The organism is Okeania sp. SIO2B3 (genome assembly GCF_010672525.1).
Lineage (GTDB): Bacteria > Cyanobacteriota > Cyanobacteriia > Cyanobacteriales > Microcoleaceae > Okeania.
Genome location: NZ_JAAHGH010000017.1, coordinates 45889 through 68812, shown reverse-complemented (window position 1 = coordinate 68812; position 22924 = coordinate 45889). Strand labels below are relative to the sequence as shown.

Annotated in this window: 17 protein-coding genes and 2 pseudogenes; 9 read left to right on the top strand and 10 right to left on the bottom strand. The window is 34.0% G+C overall.

Annotated features, from left to right (window positions below; genetic code table 11):
* Positions 1-244: 244 nt before the first annotated feature.
* A pseudogene (locus F6K15_RS15820) lies at positions 245-440 on the bottom strand (HD domain-containing protein); the annotation flags it as partial.
* A 1583-nt stretch (positions 441-2023) separates the two neighbouring features.
* Here F6K15_RS15820 and ltrA point away from each other — a divergent pair.
* The 7 genes and pseudogenes from ltrA to F6K15_RS15790 all read left to right on the top strand — a co-directional run bounded on the left by ltrA (position 2024) and on the right by F6K15_RS15790 (position 7453).
* The gene (gene ltrA, locus F6K15_RS15815; protein WP_293062270.1) at positions 2024-3604 is read left to right on the top strand and encodes a group II intron reverse transcriptase/maturase; all 1581 of its coding nucleotides are present in this window, start codon (positions 2024-2026) and stop codon (positions 3602-3604) included.
* A gap of 49 nt (positions 3605-3653) precedes the next feature.
* Positions 3654-3794, top strand: coding sequence for an HNH endonuclease (locus tag F6K15_RS38385; RefSeq protein WP_293125731.1), 141 nt, complete (start codon positions 3654-3656; stop codon positions 3792-3794).
* A 157-nt stretch (positions 3795-3951) separates the two neighbouring features.
* Positions 3952-5439 (top strand): FAD-dependent thymidylate synthase, encoded by a 1488-nt coding sequence (thyX, locus tag F6K15_RS15810; protein ID WP_293062268.1) that lies wholly within the window; start codon positions 3952-3954, stop codon positions 5437-5439.
* 61 nt (positions 5440-5500) lie between these two features.
* Positions 5501-5632: a hypothetical protein gene (locus tag F6K15_RS15805; protein WP_293062267.1), complete on the top strand. Its 132-nt coding sequence runs from the start codon at positions 5501-5503 to the stop codon at positions 5630-5632.
* Between the two features lie 474 nt (positions 5633-6106).
* Positions 6107-6349, top strand: a pseudogene (locus tag F6K15_RS15800) (dUTP diphosphatase); the annotation flags it as partial.
* A 130-nt stretch (positions 6350-6479) separates the two neighbouring features.
* Complete coding sequence (gene dut / locus F6K15_RS15795) at positions 6480-6908, top strand: dUTP diphosphatase (RefSeq protein ID WP_293062265.1); 429 nt, start codon at positions 6480-6482, stop codon at positions 6906-6908.
* Entirely contained in the window at positions 6905-7453 is a 549-nt protein-coding gene (locus tag F6K15_RS15790) for a dCMP deaminase family protein (RefSeq protein WP_293062263.1), read from the top strand. Before dut ends, F6K15_RS15790 begins: the two co-directional genes overlap by 4 nt.
* A 496-nt stretch (positions 7454-7949) precedes the next feature.
* On the opposite strand, the gene F6K15_RS15785 is transcribed toward F6K15_RS15790, so the two are convergent.
* Entirely contained in the window at positions 7950-9053 is a 1104-nt protein-coding gene (locus tag F6K15_RS15785) for a hypothetical protein (RefSeq protein ID WP_293062261.1), read from the bottom strand.
* 878 nt (positions 9054-9931) lie between these two features.
* Positions 9932-11215 carry an SPFH domain-containing protein gene (locus tag F6K15_RS15780; protein ID WP_293062259.1) on the bottom strand — a complete coding sequence of 428 codons (1284 nt, stop codon included), beginning with the start codon at positions 11213-11215 and terminating at the stop codon, positions 9932-9934.
* 401 nt (positions 11216-11616) lie between these two features.
* Here F6K15_RS15780 and F6K15_RS15775 point away from each other — a divergent pair, with 401 nt between their 5' ends.
* Entirely contained in the window at positions 11617-13374 is a 1758-nt protein-coding gene (locus F6K15_RS15775; protein ID WP_293062257.1) for a VWA domain-containing protein, read from the top strand.
* A 256-nt stretch (positions 13375-13630) separates the two neighbouring features.
* Here the strand turns inward: F6K15_RS15775 and F6K15_RS15770 are convergent, their stop codons facing one another.
* On the bottom strand, positions 13631-13885 hold the full coding sequence (locus F6K15_RS15770; protein WP_293062256.1) for a hypothetical protein: 255 nt from the start codon (positions 13883-13885) through the stop codon (positions 13631-13633).
* A gap of 484 nt (positions 13886-14369) precedes the next feature.
* Between F6K15_RS15770 and F6K15_RS15765 the strand changes: the two genes are divergently transcribed.
* Positions 14370-15245 carry a hypothetical protein gene (locus F6K15_RS15765; RefSeq protein WP_293062254.1) on the top strand — a complete coding sequence of 292 codons (876 nt, stop codon included), beginning with the start codon at positions 14370-14372 and terminating at the stop codon, positions 15243-15245.
* Positions 15246-15280: 35 nt separating this feature from the next.
* Here F6K15_RS15765 and F6K15_RS15760 read toward each other — a convergent pair whose 3' ends face one another.
* From F6K15_RS15760 to F6K15_RS15735, 6 genes are all read right to left on the bottom strand, one after another.
* On the bottom strand, positions 15281-15685 hold the full coding sequence (locus tag F6K15_RS15760) for a type II toxin-antitoxin system VapC family toxin (protein WP_293062252.1): 405 nt from the start codon (positions 15683-15685) through the stop codon (positions 15281-15283).
* Entirely contained in the window at positions 15682-15939 is a 258-nt protein-coding gene (locus F6K15_RS15755; RefSeq protein WP_293062250.1) for a hypothetical protein, read from the bottom strand. Before F6K15_RS15755 ends, F6K15_RS15760 begins: the two co-directional genes overlap by 4 nt.
* A 329-nt stretch (positions 15940-16268) precedes the next feature.
* Positions 16269-17195 carry a Uma2 family endonuclease gene (locus tag F6K15_RS15750; RefSeq protein WP_293062248.1) on the bottom strand — a complete coding sequence of 309 codons (927 nt, stop codon included), beginning with the start codon at positions 17193-17195 and terminating at the stop codon, positions 16269-16271.
* Between the two features lie 337 nt (positions 17196-17532).
* A complete protein-coding gene (locus tag F6K15_RS15745; RefSeq protein ID WP_293062246.1) occupies positions 17533-17802 on the bottom strand; it encodes a hypothetical protein in 270 nt (89 codons plus the stop codon).
* 184 nt (positions 17803-17986) lie between these two features.
* Positions 17987-18760 carry a hypothetical protein gene (locus F6K15_RS15740; protein ID WP_293062244.1) on the bottom strand — a complete coding sequence of 258 codons (774 nt, stop codon included), beginning with the start codon at positions 18758-18760 and terminating at the stop codon, positions 17987-17989.
* A 1251-nt stretch (positions 18761-20011) separates the two neighbouring features.
* Complete coding sequence (locus F6K15_RS15735; protein ID WP_293062242.1) at positions 20012-22159, bottom strand: PAS domain S-box protein; 2148 nt, start codon at positions 22157-22159, stop codon at positions 20012-20014.
* Between the last annotated feature and the right edge of the window lie 765 nt (positions 22160-22924).

The following is a 22924-nucleotide window of genomic DNA, read 5'->3' as shown; positions in this document are numbered from 1 at the left end:
TAGGTTGTGAATCCAACCGTTAATTGCTTGTAGTAAGCATTGATTTAACGTGTTTTTATTACTTGTTATCCTAACAATCGACATCGGCAATTTCAAGTAATTTCCAGAAACTTTACGAAAACTTTAAAACTTTTTGCCTAAAAGCCAGATTATCTTCATCAGTACTTCATAATTCTCCTGTAAACTCAAGGTTACATAATTAAATTCACTACTTATATTAAATATGTATATTGAAAACTTATTTATACAGAACATTACGTTCTCCTCTAGGAGGTTTAGTTGTATCCGTATCGGTACAACCATCTACTATTTTTGTTACTCTCTCCAAACCGTAGTCTAATTTCTGTCCGAATAGGTGCTCCACCTAGATCTTCTATCGCATTATGAAGTACTGCTGTTATGGCCTCATCCTCATCTGCTTCATATTCAAGGGCAATACTAATACCAATTCACTTTAAAGATGTCACAAATAGTTTCAACGCCCATATCTGAAATAATTAGGGTTTGCTTATGGAAAGTCTTTTGGTATGGGGTAGGAGTAAACCCACCCGCGGACCCCTCCCAGGAGAGGAATGTGGGCATGGCTAATTCATTGTCGGGCATTGCTGAATTGAAGTATGAATGTGCGATTGTTTGATTCTGGTCAAGCCCCCGCGCATCCCCCAATGCGTGGGGGACTTTTAGAGTTTTATTCCCCCCAATTTTGGGCGGCTAGGGGGGCTTGCATCATACCCAAAATCAGCAACGCCCATTGTCGTAGCGAGAATATTCATAAAAAATACATTTAATTGTGCAAATATACAAATCTCCCCATCTCCCCTGGGCTAATTCTTTGTCGTAGCGAGAATATTTACAACCCTATATTTTTTTGAGTTCCCCCTCTTCCCCCTCTCCCCCCTCTTCCCCCTCTCCCTTTTTTCTCTGGTGACAATAAATAGACCCTGGGGAATGTGGGGAGTAGGGGAGATTGAAGGCTTGAAGTATATTTATAAACATATACTATATAACCGTATTCTATATAAAAGGTGAGAAATGTAAGTAACTTTACTTCCTTTGCGAATTTGGGTAGCGTGTAACTCAGTGGCGTAAAGCTTATGTAAAACGGTGGGAAAGTATCATTTGTTTGAGTTAAAAGTCAAAAATAAGAAAAATCTATCACTTTTTAGATAGTCAATCTTAGGATGCTTTAATAACTAATTGTTCTTGGATATCAATCAACTAATAAGACTATCAGGAAAAATTTTATGGATAAATTTCGGGTAGAAGTAATTGCTAAAACTCTAAATCCTCAACAGGTAATTTATGCAGCTTTGCATCAAGATGTGCGGTTCGTTTGAGGTGTAATAACCTCAGCACCTTCTTTTCAACAGAAAGGCGGGTCAATAGGGAAGGGATAAAACCCGATACCGAGACAACTCATTTCCCGTAAGGGTGAGTCAAATCATGACCAGAGTCACATAGTCAATAAACATCAGGTTATGGCAAGATTTAACAAAAAATTAATATAACTACGTTAAATAGGTATAAAGATTTGACAAGTCCCTTCTCGAAAGTACCTCGATGACAGCATATACCCCAATGTTAAGCAGGTAGCGACTACTGACATTGAAGCGGGTATAAAAGCGATAAAATAACATAACCTAAATGGAATTTTTCGCAAGCATTTAGTCATGGGTAACGAAAGTGAACTTCTATATTTGTCGTGAGCATTAAGTTGCGAAATTAGGTTGACACGCAGCGGTCAATAACGACCAAAGGTTAAGGGATAAATATGAGTCTTGGTATTTATCGGTACTCCAAAATAACCTCGGCAAAAAGGAAGGCCCTAAAACTGATACCAACGGGAAATGGGAACGAATTAAATCTAAGGATAGGCTCTTAAAGTGGTCGAATCTTTGAGTAGTAGCTAGCGTAAGCCACCTTAGATGGGATTGAATCCGAAGCTAATGCCAATTTGTAATGAGTTGGATATGCCCACAGATTCACAATTTAGGAATTATACGTTCTTAAGTAGGAGTAAAATATGTCCAGAACCGAGATAAAATCAACGTTGGAATGGAAAGACATCGACTGGAAAACAGCCGAACAAAACGTCTTCAAGCTCCAAAAGCGAATCTATAATGCTTCTAAAAGTGGAAATGTGAGGTTAGCCCGCAAACTACAAAAACTTCTTGTCAAATCTTGGTCAGCAAGACTCATCGCAGTCAGAAGAGTCACACAGGATAATAAAGGGAAAAACACAGCAGGGGTAGATGGGAAGAAATTCCTTCGTCCCTCAGAAAGACTAAAGTTAGCTCAAAAGCTAAAGTTGAGTCATAAAAGCACGCCAACCAAAAGAGTTTGGATACCCAAACCTGGAAGGAAGGAACAGAGACCTTTAGGAATCCCAACCATAGAGGAACGAGCCAAACAAGTCTTGCTCAAACAGGCTTTAGAACCTGAATGGGAAGCAAAGTTTGAACCAAACTCTTATGGATTTAGGCCCGGAAGAAGCACACATGATGCGATATCAGCGATCGGGAAATGTATACAGTTCAAACCAAAATTTGTATTGGACGCTGATATATCTCAATGTTTTGACAAGATAGACCACAATAAATTATTAGAGAAAATCGACACATTCCCCAATTTTAGGAGACAAATAAAAGCTTGGTTAAAATCCGGAGTCATTAACGATGGCTTCCTAGAAGAAACTGAAGTTGGAACTCCTCAAGGGGGTGTAATATCACCACTATTGGTTAATATTGCACTACATGGAATGGAAAAAATACTAGAGGAACATTTCCCTGGGAGAAAAGACGGTAGTATCCGTAATTGCGAAAGAATTTACGGAGAAAGAGTATCAGTACCTAAACTAATTAGGTACGCAGATGATTTCGTAGTCATTAATGAGAAATTAGCCGTAGTCGAAGAATGTACCGAAATAATCAAAAGGTGGTTAGGAGAATTGGGACTAGAACTCAAACCCATTAATATCAGAACAGTTCACACACTGGAACGGTATAAGGGTCAAGAACCAGGATTCAACTTTTTAGGGTGTAATATCCGACAATATAAAGAAGGAAAACATACATCCAAGAAAATTAAATCAAGGTTCACAGAAAAACTAAAACCATACTCCACAATAGTCAAACCTTCTAAAGAGAGCATCAAGAATCACTACGACAAAATCGCTGCTGTAATTCATAAACATCGAGCAAATTCTCAGGAAGTGTTAATCAAAGAATTAACACCAATTATCAGAGGATGGTGTAACTACTATACGTACCACAATTCAAAGGAAGCCTTCAACAAGTTAGATTACTTAATCTATAAAAGGTTATGGAGATGGGCGTGTAGAAGAAGCAGAATGAAGAAAACAGCGGGATGGATAGCGGACAGATATTGGCTCACTATAGGTAAAACCAAATGGAATTTTGCCTATAAGTCAAAAGAGGGAATAATCAAACTTCCTCATTACCGCGAGACACAAGCGAGTAAAACGTATGTGAAAGTCAAGGGAGATGCTTCCCCTTACAACGGAGATGATAATTATTGGTCAAAGAGATTAGGGGATAAATATAAAACCTCAGACTCTCAAAAAGCCAGAATCATTAAAAGATAAGAAGGAAAATGTACGGAATGCGGACTAACTTTCAAAACTAGGAGATATATTGGAAAAACACCACATTGAGCACAAAGCTAGAGGTGGAAACAATACCGATAAAAATCTAGAAGTACTACATTTACACTGTCATGTCTTTTGTCATGACGCTCGGAAGTCGTTGCAAGCAAAGGCAGCAGTCCTAAATTGAGGAGCCGAATGAGGTGAAAGTCTCACGTTCGGTTCTGAAGCCGAGTATATAAGGTAATTTATATGCTTAGGGTAACTACAGTGAAGGATTTGTATTTGACGAACAAGATAATTGGCCTACGGAAACAAAATGTGGGGAAATTATTGTCAAGCGACTTTTGGCAGGAGATCGTGGTCATTATGGGTGTATTGAGCATCCTCAAATTACTTTTAATTGTGGCTTTTTTCCCCATAGTGTTATGCAGCAAGCAAGAACTCATAGAATAGGTTGTTGTTTGTCGGGTAACACAAGGGTTAGATTTGGGCATTCGTCTTTGTCTAAAGGAGAGAAATATTATGAAGAAACAATTGAAAAATTAGCTAATTTATGGCATTACGGGAGAAAACATCAACAAACTTCTAATGATGCAAAATATATGCAAGAAAGTATATCTAGGCGTACTATTTTGACTTTAGATACTAAAACTAACCAACTTGTTTCTAGTAAAATAACGAATATTTATATTAATGGTGAAAAAGAAACTTACACAATAAAAACTGTTTCTGGTAAAGAAATAAGAGCTACATTGGAACACCAGTTTTGGACTAATCAAGGGTGGAAAAGGTTAAAGGAATTTAACAGTAGCACTCAATTATGTGAAGTGCAATTAACTGGTAATAAAGTTGCTCCACAGGAAATTAGTTTTATGGAACAAGAAATGTTAGATGAAAAGTGGATGCCAGTAAGAAATTATGAAGGATATGAAATTTCTAGTTTGGGTCGTTTGCGTTCTTATCTTCCTAGAGGAGGAAGGGGAGATCGTTCTCAGTTATTGTCAAATTCTAAGATTAAAAAACTGAGCAAATCTAAAGATTATTTATTTGCTAGTTTAAGTCATGGAATAGGGTCTGGTACAGTATCACGAGTAAATATACATAGGTTAGTCATAGAAAACTTTGAACCATTGGGAGAAAATGAGCAACTTGAAGTCAGACATTTAAACGGAAATAGTTTTGATAATAGGTTAGAAAACCTTGCCTGGGGTTCTAGTAAAGACAACAAAATTGACAATATAAGAAACAATAGTTTGTCTTGTAATTGTGGTGTTTTTGTAGGAATAGAATCTATTGAAAAGTTTGGCAAAGAAATTACTTATGATATTGAAGTAGAACATCCCGAGCATAATTTTATAGCTAATGGTTTAGTTGTTCACAATTCTTTCGATGTACAAAGTTATCGATTTTGTTCGGGAAAAGTTATTGCAGTTGCAGAGGGAAAAACGGATATAGAGACTGCTTTTTACTTACGTCCGGTGGGAGAATATTCTGACCGTCAGGGGAAGAAATATTATTATTCTGCTGAACAAAGAGAGCAAGATTTACAGTGGTGTTTGGAGGCAGCTAAAAAATACAAAATTGATATGGAATTGGGAATGTCTGAAGAACACGCTAGAGGGAAAATTCCTTTTGATTATCGTCAGCATTTTGTTGTGAGTTTTAATTGTCGGAGTCTGCTACATTTTTTGGATTTACGTTTTAAAAAGAATGCTCAATTAGAAATTCAAAAACTTTGTGAGTTAATGTGGCCTCATGTTCAAGATTGGGTGCCCAATATAGCAGAATGGTATGAAAAAAATAGGCTAGGAAAAGGTAAATTATCACCTTAGTTTAGTGATGGGGAGTGGGGACCCACCCCTAACCCCTCCGGTGGAGGGCAGGTTCTATTTATTGTCACGCTTAGAAAAATTGATGGGGAGATGTGGAGATGGGAGATGGGGGGATGGGGAGATGGGAGATGGAGATATTTGTATATTTGCACAATTAAATGTACTTCATATTAATATTCTCCCCAGGCAATGAATTAGCCTTGCTCCCAGAAGGGGAATATGGGGAGTAGGGGGACCCACCCGCGGGCCCCTCCCAGGAGGGGAATATGGGGAGTGGGGGAGTAGGGGAGTAGGGGAGACCTGGAATGGAAAAAACTGTGAGTAGGAAAGACACCGAAATACATCTTCTATTCTTCGTAATTGGAGCTGAGGTAATTTGTCTCAAGTTCAATCAATACCATTACGGTTGCAGGAGTGCCAAAATTGGGAAGTTTCTATCAATCTAATTCTTTCGGAAAATGGAATTATTAGATGATAAATGAACTCAAGATTCTGCTCTCACTTGTGTTTTTGCTCCCTAAATCTCATCTGTCTTACTAGCAAAAGATGTATTACACTTTTGAGGATGGTGAGATACATTAGATTAATTTATTTTCCTTTTTGCCTGTTCCCTAGAACAATAAAATTTTGTATCTCATTAACTCGATAACTGTTGTAATTGAAAATGATGAAACTTAAAGTTAAAAAATTAGATGAATCAGCAATTGTTCCCTATTATGCACATCCACAAGATGCAGGATTGGATTTATTTTCTATTGATGAATTAACTATTAATCCTGGAGAAAGTCAATTAATTCATACAGGTATTGCCATAGAATTACCATTAGGAACAGAAGCACAAATTCGTCCTAGAAGTGGGTTAGCTTTAAAACATCAGATTACAGTTTTAAATACTCCTGGAACTATAGATGAAACATAATAAATTCAAAATTCAAAATTCAAAATTCAAAAGTAATAATTAAATCAAGTTAAAAGTCAAAATTCAAAAGTAATAATTAAATTTGACTTGCCCATAGCACTCTATTCCTGTAATTAAAATTATGAAACTGAAAGTTAAAAAGTTAGATGAATTGGCAATTATGCCCTCTTATGCTCATAACAAAGATGCAGGATTGGATTTATTTTCGATTGATGAATTAACTATTAATCCTGGGGAAAGTCAATTAATTCATACAGGTATTGCCATAGAATTACCATTAGGAACAGAAGCACAAATTCGTCCTAGAAGTGGGTTGGCTTTAAAACATCAAATTACAGTTTTAAATACTCCTGGAACTATAGATGAAACTTATCGAGGAGAAATAGGAATAATTCTGATAAATCATGGTAAAAATTCCTTTCAAGTAACTAAAGGAATGAAAATAGCTCAAATGGTAATAGCATCAGTTTTATCTGTTAAGGTAGAAGAAGTTGATAAATTAAGTACAACAGAAAGAGATATTAAAGGATTTGGTTCTACAGGAGTATGACAGAAGAATTATATCAAAGACCAACTTGGGATGAATACTTTTTAATGATAGCTAAACTAGCTGCTACTCGTTCAACTTGTCTTGCTTTTCCTGTGGGTGCAGTAATAGTTAAAAATAAACAAGTTTTAGCAACTGGTTATAATGGTTCTCCTTCGGGTTCTGTACATTGTACGAGTCAGGGTTTTTGTTATCCTGAATTAAGTAGTTGTGATGCTAGTAAAGTTTTACCATCTCGTTCTGTTCATGCAGAAGCTAATGCTATTGCTCAAGCTGCAAAACATGGAATATCTACGAATGGAGCTGTTATTTATGTGACCTTAGAACCTTGTCTTTATTGTTTGAAATTAATTATTTCTGCTGGTATTAAAGAAGTTTTTTATGAGACTCCTTTTAATAGTGGGGAAAAGGCAGCTTTAAGAGATATGTTTATCAAAGAGGGTTTAGTTACTATTAAGCAAATTAAAGTCTCAGAAGCAATTGCTCAAAAAGCAGCAACATCTCTACTTCATCCCACCTCAATAAAAGAAGAAAATAGAAAAATGTAAAAATTAAGTTTAAAAATAAAATCAGGTTAATTATTGGTACTTAACAGGAAAATATAAAGAGGAAAAAATGTTCCAAATTATTGGGAAAAATCAAATTGTTAATCTCACAAGTTCTATGGACTCTAATAGAGTTTTTCATAATAGAAAATCAGACAAAATATATTTTACTAACTACTGACTACTAACTATCTACTATTTACTACTAAAAATTACCATTATATTTGTAGCAAATATTTCTTGATTGAGTATAACTCTGTAGTGATGTCCCATGGAATGTCACTACATTATTATATGGTGATTAATTAATGTTACTTGATATGAGAATCTTTGTTGAAGAATCAAGCGATCGCCACTATGGATAGATTGAACTTGTTAATACTTAGTTTCTCTCAATACTACTGTCCTTAAAAGTTGCGATAATTATGAAGATTTCATCTTTAAATCTAGTGATGGTCTAACACTATACTTTACTCCCGTTCAAAAAGTACTAAAAGTACTAATTAAATCTTATTACTAGAGTAATAACTATGGCTACTATAGCTAAAGCAAATAAAATAATCAAAGTTATTTTCAAGATACTGTAAGGGCGATCGCCTTGAACTTCTCCAGTACGAGCATTAACCATAACTTGATAAGTTTTATTTTGATATTGATATGCTGTTAACCAAACAGGAAGCAATATGTGTTTAAAAGTAATTGCACTATAGGAAGTAGATGAATGATTAATATTTTGTTCATCTCCTCCAATATCCCGGTGAATATCAGACCTAATTTTTACATCCATAACTCTTTTAGCTTCTTCAAAACCATCTTGAAGAGAAATTTGAGGTTTTTGAGCTTCAAAACCTGCCAAAAATGATGATTCGTAGGGACGAAGAGATTCGTGTAAATGCCAAGGTTGAAGGGCATCCAAACGTTGTTTATCGACTGAAGAAGTAGCACTAATTAAAACATCATCAAAAAAACGGCTTACTTGTCCTGATGTACTATACCACATTGTATGACGAACTCTACGAGTTTTTGTTTCTTGATTTTCTGTATAGGTTTCAGTAGTGTAATAATAAACCCCTCTTGCTCCACTATAGTTAGTAGCAGTATAAGCATCATAAGTCCAAAAAGGCAGATAAATTCCTTTTATTTTCTCCATTTGAGCTAATTTTTTTAAAGCATTAGGAGCAAACCATAGTTTATTAATCCATGATTGCACTTCTTCTCTAGCTTTTTTACGTCCAATGGTAAAAGGAATTAATCCTTCTGGTAAAATAGTGGGGTCTGAACTGGTAGGAGATGCAACTATATTTGAGCCACAAAAAGCACATTCTCCAGCTATTTGTGGTGGTTCAAATTCAATAGTTGCACCACAATTATTACAACTAACTTCTAAGGCTATTTCTGATAGAGTAGCTAATTTAGCATTACTTTGATTAAGATATTGTTTATAAGACTGTTCTTCAATTTGTTCGTCACTTTCAGGGATAACATCTTCCCATCCACAATATTCACATTTTAATTGAGCAGCTTCGGGATTAAAACTAACTTTTGCTCCACAACTAGGACAAGGAAAGCGTTTAATTAATGAGGAATTATTACTTTGATTCATCTGTAATTTTTTTAGTTAGTATTTAGTTCTTGATTAATTTTATCGGGAATATTTATTCGTAAAAACTTTGTTCTTCCGGCATTATAAACTTTAACAAACACGTAAGCATTCAGCGGTCAGCTATCAGCTATCAGCTTTATTATCTTTAGTGGACAATTTAAGCTCTTTATTCTTGTGCTTCAATTCTTTGTTTAAAAATGTAGTAGAAGTTAAGCAAGTGCTTGCTTCATTCATTTTTATTGCTGTTTGCGCAGCATTCCGTAGGAATAGCTGACCGCTAATAGCTGAATGCTTACACAAACACAAAGTTTAATGTATTGAAATGAACAGATTTTTAGGCGTTGCTGAATGGAGGTATGAAACTTTTGAAAGTGAAGATTCAAGGTTGATAATACTAAGGTCTAAATAGGGCTTGATGATTAAAGATCAAAGCATTTATATATAAAGGTTTTAGCCTTTTTTACTCTGGAAAAAGTACCTAGTTTTGAGCTGCTTTATGCTCAAAAAGTCAGCATTTTGGGCAGGAGAGTAGCCCAAAAATTACTCCCCTACTCCCCTACTCCCCTACTCCTTAAAAAAGACTTTTTCAGCAAATCCTAAATATTGTCACTATTGGGAAAGAAAAAACTCTTTTAACTACTAGCTATTGACTACTAAAAAATCATAAAATCATTGAGCAACGCCAATTTTTAAGTTTTTTCTTAGCTTTTTTACCTAATAATTAAGGTTGAAAGCCTCTCCTTTAAAGGAAAAACAAGAAAAAATTTTCCTTAAGCCTCAATCCTCTTCTTTTCAAGGAGAGGTAATTGTTAATTATGAATTATTAATTATTAATTGTTTAACCTACTTTTTCTATGTCAACAGATAATTAAAAAAACTTACACTAATGGAGGAGGAGGTGGTGGTGTAGAATTTAATAAAGTCGCGAATTCTGTCACTTCTGAAGCTTTTTTCCAACCTTCCATACCATTAGTCCAAACATGGGTCTCTGCTGTTACACCCTGTTCTGATAACTGCTCTTGACTCAAAGGACCAATTTTCTCTCCATTAAGATACATATACCATTGTTTTTCCATACTAGGCGGTGGTGGTGGTGCAGCAGGAAATAGAAAAGTTAATTCAGGTATTTCTGAAGCAGCTTTCCAAGCATCCATTCCTGCTTTCCAAACTTGAGTTTGAGGGGTTAAACCTTGCTGTGATAATTGATTAATAGAAAAAGGACCTAATTGTTGATTATTCTGATAAAGATACCATTGACCTTGAGATGGTGGTGGTGGTGTCACAGGTAACTGTTGTTGAGGTGATGATTGAAATTGCATTCCATTCATCATTTGATTAGCCATCGCCATACCCATACCTAATTCCATTCCAGCATTGCTAGTACCTGGTTTTTGGGCAGATTGTTCAATTGCTTGAGCAGTTTGATATTGAGTATATTCTTGCATATTTCCTAGTAAACCTATAGAAGCTCTCTTATCAAGAGCTTTTTCAACTTCAGGAGGTAAAGAAATATTTTCAATCAGAAGTTGAGTTAACTCAATTCCCACTTGAGCAAAATCTGTTTGAATAGCTTGACGCACTTGCTCTCCTAAAGAACGATAATGAGAAGCTAAATCAAACAAAGGAGTTCGATTTTCTCCTACCCAACTTGCAAAGGAAGTCATAATTATATTACGAAGATGATCGCTAATTTCATCAGTTTGAAACAGTCCATCAGTACTTACTAATTCTTGTAGTAATTTAGAAGGATCGTTTACCCTAAAACTATAATTTCCAAAAGCTCTAAGGCGGACTGGTCCTAATTCAGAATCTCTAATTGTAATGGGATTAGCTGTTCCCCATTTAAAATTAGTAAAAATTTTCGTACTAAAAAAATATACTTCTGCTTTAAAAGGAGAGTTAAAACCATATTTCCACCCTTTTAATGTACTAATAATTGGTAAGTTTTGAGTAGAGAGTTCATACATTCCTGGCGAAAAAACATCAGCTATTTTACCTTCATTAACAAATACTGCTACTTGTCCCGGACGCACTGTTAATTTTGCACCCATTTTTATTTCATTTTTATGTCTTTCAAAACGATAATAAATTGTATTATCGCTGGAATCAAGCCATTCTATAATATCAATAAATTGACTACCAAATTTATCAAAAAATCCCATTTTTTAACTCCTAGATAGTAATTTTTTCAATCTATCTATATTTGATTTTACCTTGGAAATATTTGATTTTTAAGTTTTAATAAAAATTAATATTTATTTGAATCTAAAATACCCCATTTTTACCCAATCTAGATAACTTGTGGTACACAAACAGCTATTCCATCTACTATAGTAAGAAATTTTTCTCAAGTTTCAGGAAAGCGATCGCTCTTTTTTGTAGTTCAGACTAATTTGCTGAAATTACAGCAGTTTTGGAGTTGATGATGTACAAAGTTTTACGAGTTTAGTAAATAGGGAATAGAGATTAGTATTAAACTTTACCTCACTATCCTCAAAAGTGCTGTAAGCAAAAATTTTTAGTCAAATTATTTCAATACTCAATCAATATCAGAGCCAAGAATATGAAGATAAAAAATGTCAAATTCTGCCAATTTAATCAAATAAAATTATTACTAGGCTTGTTTCCTTTATTAATGTTAATAGCCTGTGGTAGTCAACCAGAAAGAACAGAAGAAGCAGTAATTTCATCAGCGCCACCTGCACCTCCACCACCACCTCCAGCAACTTTAAATACAACTCCTCAAAGCTCAATACCTTCTCAATTCAGGGAAGGTGCTACTAGAGGAGGAGGTACTAGAGGGCGTCAAAAATCAGCAGATATGGCTCTAACACAAACTGCTCCTAGTTTTTCACAGTTTGAAACAGATTCTACAGTAGAATTAGAATCTTCAAATACAGAAGAATATAACCTCATTAATGACAACCCTTTTAAAATAGTAAAAAATAATCCCCTCTCAACATTTTCGATTGATGTAGATACGGCATCTTATAGTAATTTACGTCGCTTTATTACTGAAGGTAGACTACCACCAAAAGATGCTGTGAGAATCGAGGAATTAATTAATTACTTTACTTACGACTATCCCCAACCAGAAGCGAATATCCCCTTTTCTATCACTACAGAAATTTCTGATTCTCCTTGGAATTCTCAACATCAATTAGTTCATGTTGGCATTCAAGGCAAAGATATAGTTACAGAAAATTTACCTCCTAGTAACTTAGTCTTTCTCTTGGATGTTTCTGGTTCGATGAATACTCCTAATAAATTACCCTTAATCAAATCAGCTTTTCAATTATTGGTAGATGAACTAACAGAAAAAGATACTGTTTCAATAGTTGTTTATGCTGGAGCAGCAGGAGTAGTTTTACCTCCGACAAAAGGCAGCGAAAAAGATAAAATTCTCGCAGCAATTAATAATCTCGAAGCTGGAGGTTCCACTGCTGGAGGTGAAGGAATTAAACTTGCTTACGATTTAGCTAAAAGGTTTTATCAATCTTCAGGAAATAATCGAGTTATTCTGGCGACTGATGGAGATTTTAATGTGGGAGTTTCTAGCGATGCTGAATTGGTAAGAATGATTGAAAATTATCGAGATGAAGGAATTTTTCTAACGGTGCTTGGTTTTGGTACGGGTAATTTTAAGGATGCCAAAATGGAACAGTTGGCTAATAAGGGAAATGGGAATTATGCTTATATTGATAATCTTTTGGAAGCGAAAAAAGTGTTAGTGACTGAGATGGGAGGAACTCTACTAACTATTGCTAAGGATGTGAAAATTCAAGTGGAATTTAATCCGGCAAAAGTACAAGCTTATCGTTTAATTGGTTATGAAAATCGACTGTTACGTTCTCAAGATTTTAATGATGATACAAAGGATGCGGGGGAGTTAGGTGCAGGACATTCGGTTACAGCACTTTATGAAGTTATTCCTGTGGGAGTAGAAAGTAATGTGAATTTGCCTGAAGTTGATGAGTTGAGATATCAAGATAATCAAGTTGAGGATGCGGCTTATAATAGTGATGAATTAATGTTGGTTAAGTTGCGTTATAAGGAGCCAAAGGGTACAACTTCTGAGTTGATAAAACAGCCAGTTGTTGATAGGGGAGTGAGTTTAGATGATGCTTCAAATGATTTTAAATTTGCTGCTGCTGTGGCTGAGTATGGAATGATTTTACGAGATTCAGAATATAAAGGTGATGCTAGTTTTAATGAAGTGTTGAAGTTGGCAAATGAATCGAAAGGTTTAGATTTAGAAGGTTATCGGAGTGAGTTTATTAATATGGTTGAAAGTAGTCAGAAATTGATGGAGAAAAAGTAGATGACTGGAATTTAGGCAAAAACTTCCCCATTTTAGATTAGTATACACCAAAATTTGCGACTTTTATCCCGCTACTCCCTAAAAAAGAGAGTACGGGATTTTTCATTAGGCTGTTAATTGAAGAACTTATGTAGAATCAGGATAATTGCTATAGCCAAGTCATTGCGACTGGAACGGAGTGGAAGGAAGCAATCTCAGGAGTTTTGCGAGATTGCTTCCTATCGTCGCAATGACAGCTTTTTAACCGGATTCTATATTATTTATTGTTCTTTTTCATTACTGGAACAAGTATCTTGACTAAAACAGATGTTGCCAAGATAATGCCGACTGGGCTATAACCGTAAGGCAAATCAGGTAAAGTCATAATATTAGGATTTTCCGTTGGATTAGAAGTCTGTGTAACCATCAATTTTTCATTCTTCATAACTTTTGGGCTAATACCTTCAGGTAAATCAGGTAAAACCTGAGTGCATTGGTTTTCTGTTGGCTCAGAAGTATGTTTAATCACCACTTTTTATTTCTCTTAAATGTTGTTTGTATTCTTAGTATCACCTCAAAATTTTATGGAATTGATTGACTAATGGTTTTGTTTTGATTTTTTTATGTTCAATTTATGAGCGACAAAGTAATTGACTTTAACTGTATTAAAATTTATAAAAAAAACGAAAAAGCTACGATAAGACTAGAAATATATTCACAAGTAAAACTTGCATAAATAACTCAATTACCTTGCAGTACAATCAACTAATTTTTTACTAAAAATCCTGGAATATACATTATATAAAGGTTTTGTTGTGATAGCCTTGTGTTTTGTGATTGTCTTATGATTGCCTTATGATTGTTTTATGCTCAACCTAGCTTTCCTAGAGTAGTGGCTACAGGTCAGAAAAAATAACCATAGTTAAGCTTAATAAATAGTGAGCTGCTGTAATTAGCCGTAACCCACAAAAACCTAATTTTTGTATCCTTCAAGATTTATTTTATAGATACCTTCTATGGGCAATGTAAACCAAGATAAAAAATCTTCGAGTAAAGAACGGGTAACTGCTACACCAAATGATAAGTTGATCGAAAGAGCTAAAAGAGCTATGCGAAGAGAGGGGATACCTTCGCAAACAAAACTTCAAGACAGAATCGAACTTGAGACAGGACGTAGAATAGGCCGCAATACAATAAGTAAATTTTTTAATCAAAAGCCTATTCTGCTAGATATATTTAACATCATATGCAAGACACTTAAATTATTAGACTTTGAACTAGAAATACAAGAATTAGAAGAAGAAGAAAACGAAGGACAAGAGAAAGAGGAAAAACAAGAAAAAGCTTCATTTGCAATTGCTGGTACTGTTAAAAGAAAATCAATAGAAACATTAAAATCTATTATTAGTATTTTAGAAGACTTAGCTGTTGATGCTTTTGTGGCAAATATTACACCAGGTAGTCTTAAATTAATTTTAGAGGGTTCTCAATCAGGACTAGAAAAAATAGAAGAACTTTTTCAATCAGGGGGATTAAAGAATAAAATTACTGAACAAAATCTGGATATAGCTGTTAAAGATGTCAGTTTTATGGGTACTAAGTTTTTTGGCAAGCCCCAATTAGTCATTACTATTCCTGGGGATTTTAATCAAGCTGATATAGACATTTTAAAAGATGTTTTAAAAGACGAACTTATAGACATTTCAGCCAACAATATAATTAGCAGAATACCAATAGTAGAAAGACTTTTAATTTTATTATTATTTTTCTTCTTAGGAATGCCTCTTATTGTAGGAGAACTTTTTCCAGTAATCTTTCAAGATACACCTAAAAGAGAAAATAAAAATGATTCATGTATCAATTGCTTTTTAAACGAACCAAGTGATCGCTAATCCTAGCATCAAATTTTTGCTAAGATCTATTCGACTTAATCTGTTTCCCAATCTTCATATTTTAATCCATCAATTCTGGTAAATTCATTCACATTATGTGTCACCAACACCAAATCATTCGCCAATGCAATTGAAGCAATTTGTAAATCGTAGACTCCTATTGGTGTTCCTTTTTTATTTAATTTATCCCGAATATAACCTGCTATTTTTGCCGAGCTACTATCAAAATTTAGCAAATTAAATTGATTAAAAAAACGTTTTAACTTAGCAATATTATCATCAACTTTTTGACTTCGATATGCTCCATAATATAACTCGAACTCAACCACCGTACAAAGATAAATTTGTTTGGGGTTTTCCTGAGCTAATCTCCGAGCAACTGCTTGATTTGTATTATTAATTAGTTTAATGCAGACATTAGTATCTAACAAATAACTCATAATAAAGGTTCTCGTTCCTGATATTCTGGTTGAGGTTCTCGCACTAAAGGTTCACCACTCCAACCTCCTATCACCTCTTCAAAAAATCCCGGTTGCCATCCTTCATATTTCGGCTTAATTTCCACTTCAGTTTCTAAAGCTTGCTCCAATATTTCTGTGATTTCTTCTTCCAAACTACGATTATTTTTTGCAGCTAAACTTTTTAATTTATCTATTAAATAAGGCTTGAGTTTTTCTAAAATAATCTGAGTCATTTTTCGTTAAATTTTTATCAATAATAAACTTATCTTATCATTTTATTATTTCTACTCAAATTTTTCTACTACTTAACAGCATAATCGGAAAAACAGTTCGCTCTGATAAGATTTATAATTATTGCTCTGCTGATTAAATATAAAAGCATTAACAGATAAAGATTTTAGCCTTTTTTTCTCAAAAAAAATTGCTCCCCTACTCCCCCACTCCCCTTTTCCCCTCCTGGGAGGGGTTAGGGGTGGGTTCCCTACTCCTTAAAAAAGACTTTTTCAGCAAATCCTAATTATCTCGGCGATCGCTCTAATACATAACTCTTTAACCTCAAACCTCACTCCTCCGGATCGATACCCATTGCTCTTAACTTTTCAGCCAACTTTTCAGCTTTTTGACTTTCTTGTGCCAATAATAATTCTGTCGTTTCCAACCTTTCTCCACTTGTCGTTAACAAATTACCCTCACTATCCCACCAACGTAACCAAGGTAGTTCCATATTTTGATAACTACCAGACCAAATACCTAACTCTACTCCTAAGTTTGAAATTGGATAATGACCCCGCTCATTTGCCTCTATTAACTCAAACTTAGCTACCAATTCATCTCCATACATAAGTCGATATACTTCTAATCTTGGTTTTTGAACTTCATAAATAGCATAATATACTGGTCGAATTACTCTTTCATAAACCCAGAATTTACCAGGTGTTTGTGTGGATTCATTTTCCCCTCGAATAAGAGGTGTTTTATCTCTTTCTTCCGAAGCATCTCCCAACACAAATTCTATAACAATTGATGGTAGAATAGCCTCTCCCCACAAAAAATAAGAACGACGAATTTCACCATCTAATGTGGGTAAAATATGAGGAAAATAGCACCAATCTGGAGCAACAGCACCTCGTTTTAAAGGTTCAACAATTCGCCAATAAATTCCTAAACTTTGACCAATACAATATTGTTTTTCCGGATGAATTTTATCTAGTACAGGTTGAATCGAATCTGTTAATAAACTGCTTTGGGGATACTGAAAACTATTGACAAAAGTACCGTCTGATTCTGGTAAATGAGTATGGTCTGGTATAAATATTTTCGGAGGTAGATTGTTACTGAAAATGCTGTCTGATTCTGGTAATTGAGTATGGTCTGGTAGAGATATTTTGATGTTAGATGGATTGGTACTAAAAGTGCCGTCTGATTCTGGTAATTGAGTATTATCTGGTAGAGATATTTTGATATTAGATGGATTGTTATTGATAGTCATTTCCTTAGTTAATAATTAACTTTAAATTAGTAATCAAAACTGCTCATTTTTTAATTATAGCTTTAAGCATGAAACTATCAGTTATTAGCTATCAGCTCAAGTCAAAACTATTAGACATCTCTAAACAGAAAAAATAAAATCAATTATCGCACAGAAATTATCAATTATTTCCTCCTACTGCCTACTCCCTTTTTTCTAGATAAGTATTTAATACAAGCATTTGTATCTAATAAATAACTCATAACAAAGACTCTCTTTCCTGATATTCTGGTTGAGATTCTCGCACTAAGTCACTTTCCCAACTGCCACAAGTTTTTTCAAAAAAATCAGGAGACCATTATCGTTTTTCTTTCACAGAAGGTTCTCGTTCCTGATATTCTGGTTGAGGTTCTCGCACTAAAGGTTCACCAGCCCAACCTCCTATAACCTCTTCAAAAAATCCCGGTTGCCATCCTTCATATTTCGGCTTAATTTCCACTTCAGTTTCTAAAACTTTCTCCAAAATTGCTGTGATTTCTTCCTCCAAGCTACGATTATTTTTTTGAGCCAATATTTTCAATCGATTTATCACAAAAGGCTTTAGTTTTTCTAAAATAATCTGAGTCATTTTTCTTGAAATCTACATTAATAATCAACTTATCTTATAGTTTTATTATTTACCGAAAAATTGTGCTTGAAAGCCTCCTCTTTATAAGGGGATAAAAAGAAAATTTTTCCTTTGAGTCAATCCTATCCGTTTTAAAGGAGAAGTAATTATTAATTATTCATTATTAATTATTCATTATTAATTATTAAAACCTACCTTCAGGTTGCTTAACTGACTCACTATTACGTTCTCTGAACTGTTGTTTTGAAATTACAGATTGATGAGATGATGAGTTTGAATAACTTGTATGTTGCAATTGTCTAACAAGAGTAATTAAGCGCTTCAAATGAGGTTTGACAACTTCTGTATTTTGTATTTCCAAATCTTCAATTTTGGCCTGAAGTTGAGATATTTGTGATTGAGGTTCCTTGGCCAATGCTTCCATATCTCTTTGCAAATTAGCGATCGCTTCCTCAATTACCAAAAGACGGCCATTCACTGTTTGCCAATCATTTGTATTCAAAGCTTTTGTATCTACAGATGCTAAACTTTGTTGTACAGAAGAAACTGAAGATTCTAGTGCAATTAGTTGCTGTTGTATTTCTGAGTTTACGCCTTGTATTGATTGATTAGAGAGTGTTTCACGAACTGATTCAATATCTGTAGAAAGCTGTTGACGAAGCTTTACTATTACCTTTACAGCATTTTTTTCTAGCTTTTCTACTGATTTTTGAACTTCTACCATCTCAGACTGCTGAGATAATTGCATTTGTCGTTCAAATCTATATCTATTAGCCACATTTAGAGATAAGGCCAATGTTAGAGGAGCTACTGCATAAAAAGTATGACTTCCAACTGCTACTGCAAAAGCACCTACTGCCGAACCGACTATTGAAGCATACTCCACTAAATTGATCCAATGCTTTTTATACAAAGTTGGTTTCAGAGCTTTCCGGAGTAATGAATCTTTATTCCCCATAACTATATATTCCTTATATTCCTTAAGCTGAATGTAAGGCAGTAGCAGAAAAAGTTTTCTATTCTTAGTCTTGAGTGCATTCGATGCCTATTTTTTTGACAGTAATCAACTTACCGTTCAACTAGACTTACCCACATCCATTCTAACCACAAATAATTATAAGTCTTGGTGATGTTTCTTAACTAATCAAGAGCATCAACTTTTTTAATTATGAAAGGAGGTTACAAATCTAAATGCAATCCGACTTGCTTCTATACTATGCTTACTTATAGATAAATACTATACATAATCGAAGAAATATTCTGTTCTGATTTTACGATTTTTAGCAGCTTATAGAATTAGAATAGAATTTTATAATTTTCACTTCCCCATCTAAATTTCGTATCAAAAATGTACTATGAAAAAAATTCAGTCTATTTTTAGTGTCACTTTGTTTTTTATCCTTCTTTTAGGAGTTGGATTTTTAACTGTAAATTTTTTATTAGCTCTGGTCGAAAAATTTTCTTGATATCGTAATTATAGATAATTTTTTAACAATTAATAATTCACAATTATAGCGCTGTGCGCAGGCAACAGCTCATCTGGGGAAATAAATTGCTGATCATATAAGACTTTTAGCTATTTGGCCTCTCCTGCAATTTGTAAATATACCAGCGCTCATTGCTATACCTCTCCTTAAAACCTATCTCTTATCCATAAGTCTTAAAAGTATTCCAGGGTGGGGGTGTGGGGAGCAAGAATCTTGTCTACAGTTCTCAAAAAATGTACTTTTCAATACACTTTTCTCCGGAAAAAGCCTCTCAAAGACTTATAGATAACTGGTCTATATTTATCAGGTTTTACGTTAAGTAAAGATGTGGTTCAACAATTAATAATTAATTATTAATTATTAATTATTACCTCTCCTTTAAAACAGATAGCATTGACTCAAAGGAAAAAATTTTTCTTCTCTTGGTCTGATGGATATGGCGCAGGTTTTCTCGCCATCCCACCCTTCGGGAAGCTACGCTTTTTCCTACGGAATGCTCCGCAAACATGTCGCGTAGCGTTAACGTAAGTTATGCGCCAGCAAAACGACCGCTTTTATCCCCTTAAAAGGGGAGGCGCATACCCACAATTTATCGGTAATAGATAGCCTTAAAACGGATAGGATTGGAGAAAAGTCTTTTTTTATCTTTATCTGTGGCGGGTTTAATACCCCTCATAAGCAATTTTCCCTTCTTCCTTCTTCCTTCTTCAATTGTTTTTTTTCTAACTTGAGCTATAAAACTTAATAGGAATCTCAATTATAAATTCCGTACCTTCTCTAGCTAGAGAATTACAGTACAACTTTCCATGATGTTTTTCAACAATTAATTCCTGAGAAATTGACAAGCCTAAACCTATATTTTTTTCTGTATGTTTAGTAGTAAATAGAGGTTCAAATATACGACTAGAGATTTCTTCAGTCATGCCAGAGCCATTATCAGAAATAGCAATTTCTACAGAATTATCTTTGACTTTTGTACTAATTAAAATCTGTGGTTCAAATGGCTGATTGCTGATATTTTTTGTTACTAAATCTTCGTGTTTCTCCTCCAATGAATCAATAGCATTAGTTAAAATGTGCATAAAGACTTGATTCAACTGTCCAGGATAACATTCTACTTTTGGTAAACTCCCATAATTTTTCATCAAACTAATATCAGGACGACCTCCTTTGCCTTGAAACTGATTCTGTAAAATTAAAAGTGTACTGTCTAAACCTTTGTGAATATCTACTGCTTTTATAGATTCTTCCTCTGCTGTAGAAAACTGTTTGAGTGAGCTTACTACATCTCCAATTCTTTCTGCTCCTGCCATGATTGAGTCTAATAATTTTGGCAAATCTTCTTGAATAAAATCTAGTTCTATATCTTCAATTTCTGGTAAAAGACGAGGATAATTTTGTTGGTAGATATCTACTAAATTCAACAAATCTTTAACGTCTTTTATCGCATGAGCAATATTGCCAGAAATAAAATTAATAGGATTATTCACTTCATGGACAACACCTGTAATCAGCTGTCCTAAGAAAGACATTTTTTGCTTTTGAATTAATTGAGTAGTTGTCGAGTTTAGTTTCTGCAAAGTTTGCTCTAATTGATAAGCTTGTTGCCGGAATTTTTTCTGACTATTACGTAGTGAAGCCTCCATTTCCAAACGTTCTGTAATATCTAAACCGACAAAAACTGCTGATGGTAACGATACTTCATCACGATAATATTTTTGAGCAACTATTAGATAAGTTCTAGTATTTCCTCTAACATTGGTTTTTACTTCTTTGGCATAATTCCAATCTGGTTTAGCAAAAAATTCATAAACAAAATTATTAAATTCTGGGCTTGTTTGCAAAAATCCTACTTCTTGATTAATAAAAGTTTCTATGGGTAAATTATAGGCATTAGCTAGATGTTGATTAACTCCTATATATCGTAAATCTGCATCTACCCATGAAACTAATCCTGGTACAGCATTTAACACCGCTTGCAATTGTTCCTTAGCTTCTCGTAAATGCAGATTAATTTGATTTTGCTGAGAAATGTTACGCACAAAAGCACATTGATATTCATTACCCTGAAATTCTAAATAATTAACATTAATTTCTACAGGTAAAATGTCGCCTTTTTTGGTCAGAAAATTAGACTCTAATCTCAAAGAATTTTGATTTTTAACTTCTTGCCAATGAGTTTGCCAAACTTCTACTGATAATTCTAAGTCTATGTCGTGAATTGTTAGTTCAAGTAACTCAGATTCGGAGTAGCCAAGAAAATTACATCCCTGTTTATTTGTGTAACATATTTGTCCATCAATTGTCATCCAGAAAATAGCATCAGCTGCATTATCTGTTGCTAACTGAGTTAATTCTAATTGTTGTTGAAGTTGTTTGTCTGGTGTTATTTCCTCTATAGATAAAATCAGGCCACCAATAATACCTTCATCTATATACCAAGATTTGACATTCCATTTTACCCGTTGTATAAATCCATTAGGAGTAGGAGCGGTAATTAGATGTTCTAAATCAAATTGGTCAATGATACCAAGTAGACATTTTTTAGCTTGTTTATCCCAAGATTCTGGGAGATTAGGGAATAGCTGATCGTGTTGATTACCGATAATTTCATCAGATTCAAGTTGCCAATATTGTAACCACATCCCAGAAGTTGCTAGATAGCGCATTTCCTTGTCCAGCATTGCTATAGCAACAGGTATGTGTTTGATGAATTGGCATAATTGATGGTGACTCCCATGTATCTCTGGATATTGATGACTCTGGGGAAGGGTTGAATGACCATCATTAGTTGCTTTTGTTGGCCTTTGTTTCATTTTTGAAATTTCTTCCCTAGTCTGATTTTGTGTTTGTACTGTTAGATGGTACATAATCTCAGTTTAATAAATTATGGGGTGTTGAATATAATTGGTTTCACCACCTCAACTATCATATTTTTAAAACTAACTTGCCTATCAATGCAAGTTGGCAAGTTGTCAAATATTAATTAACAGTTAATTGTTGTATTAAGAAGATCTCGGAACGAGAAGTTAACTATGATTTTTTTAAAAAAGAAGAATCAGAAAAATATCGATCAGACTTCTTGAGAAGTTCAAAAGTTATGAATATGAAATAAGTAAATAAAAAATATAAGAACTACTAAGGAAAAAAACAAAAATCACTTTTAAAATAGATTTACTACCAGAATTATTTCCTATTTTCTGTATATTTTTTTTATTTCAGGAAATTGTCAAAAAAAGTTGATTCAATCTAAATTTCACAAATAGGCAACATCAATTACCCGAATATTAAGTAATTTTATAGATAATTGAATATAATTTAAACTACATTTATTGTTTTTGGTGATTTTCCACTAATACATAGTTATTTGTGACTTAATCAAATACAGGTTTGAAATTTTTACACTGAACAAGAAATATTGAAATGGACATTATAAAATATTATTAATTCTTGCCAATTAAAAAAAATCCTATATATTTTATTATCTAATTTTTATGATTAGTTGAGCTGTAAATAGCTATAAACTCAATTCTAAGTGTATTCTCCACTCTAGAATTATAATTGTAGTCTTCAATATATTTTAACAAGCTTTTGTGTATAAACTAAAATCTACATCAAAACTTCATAAATCAAAT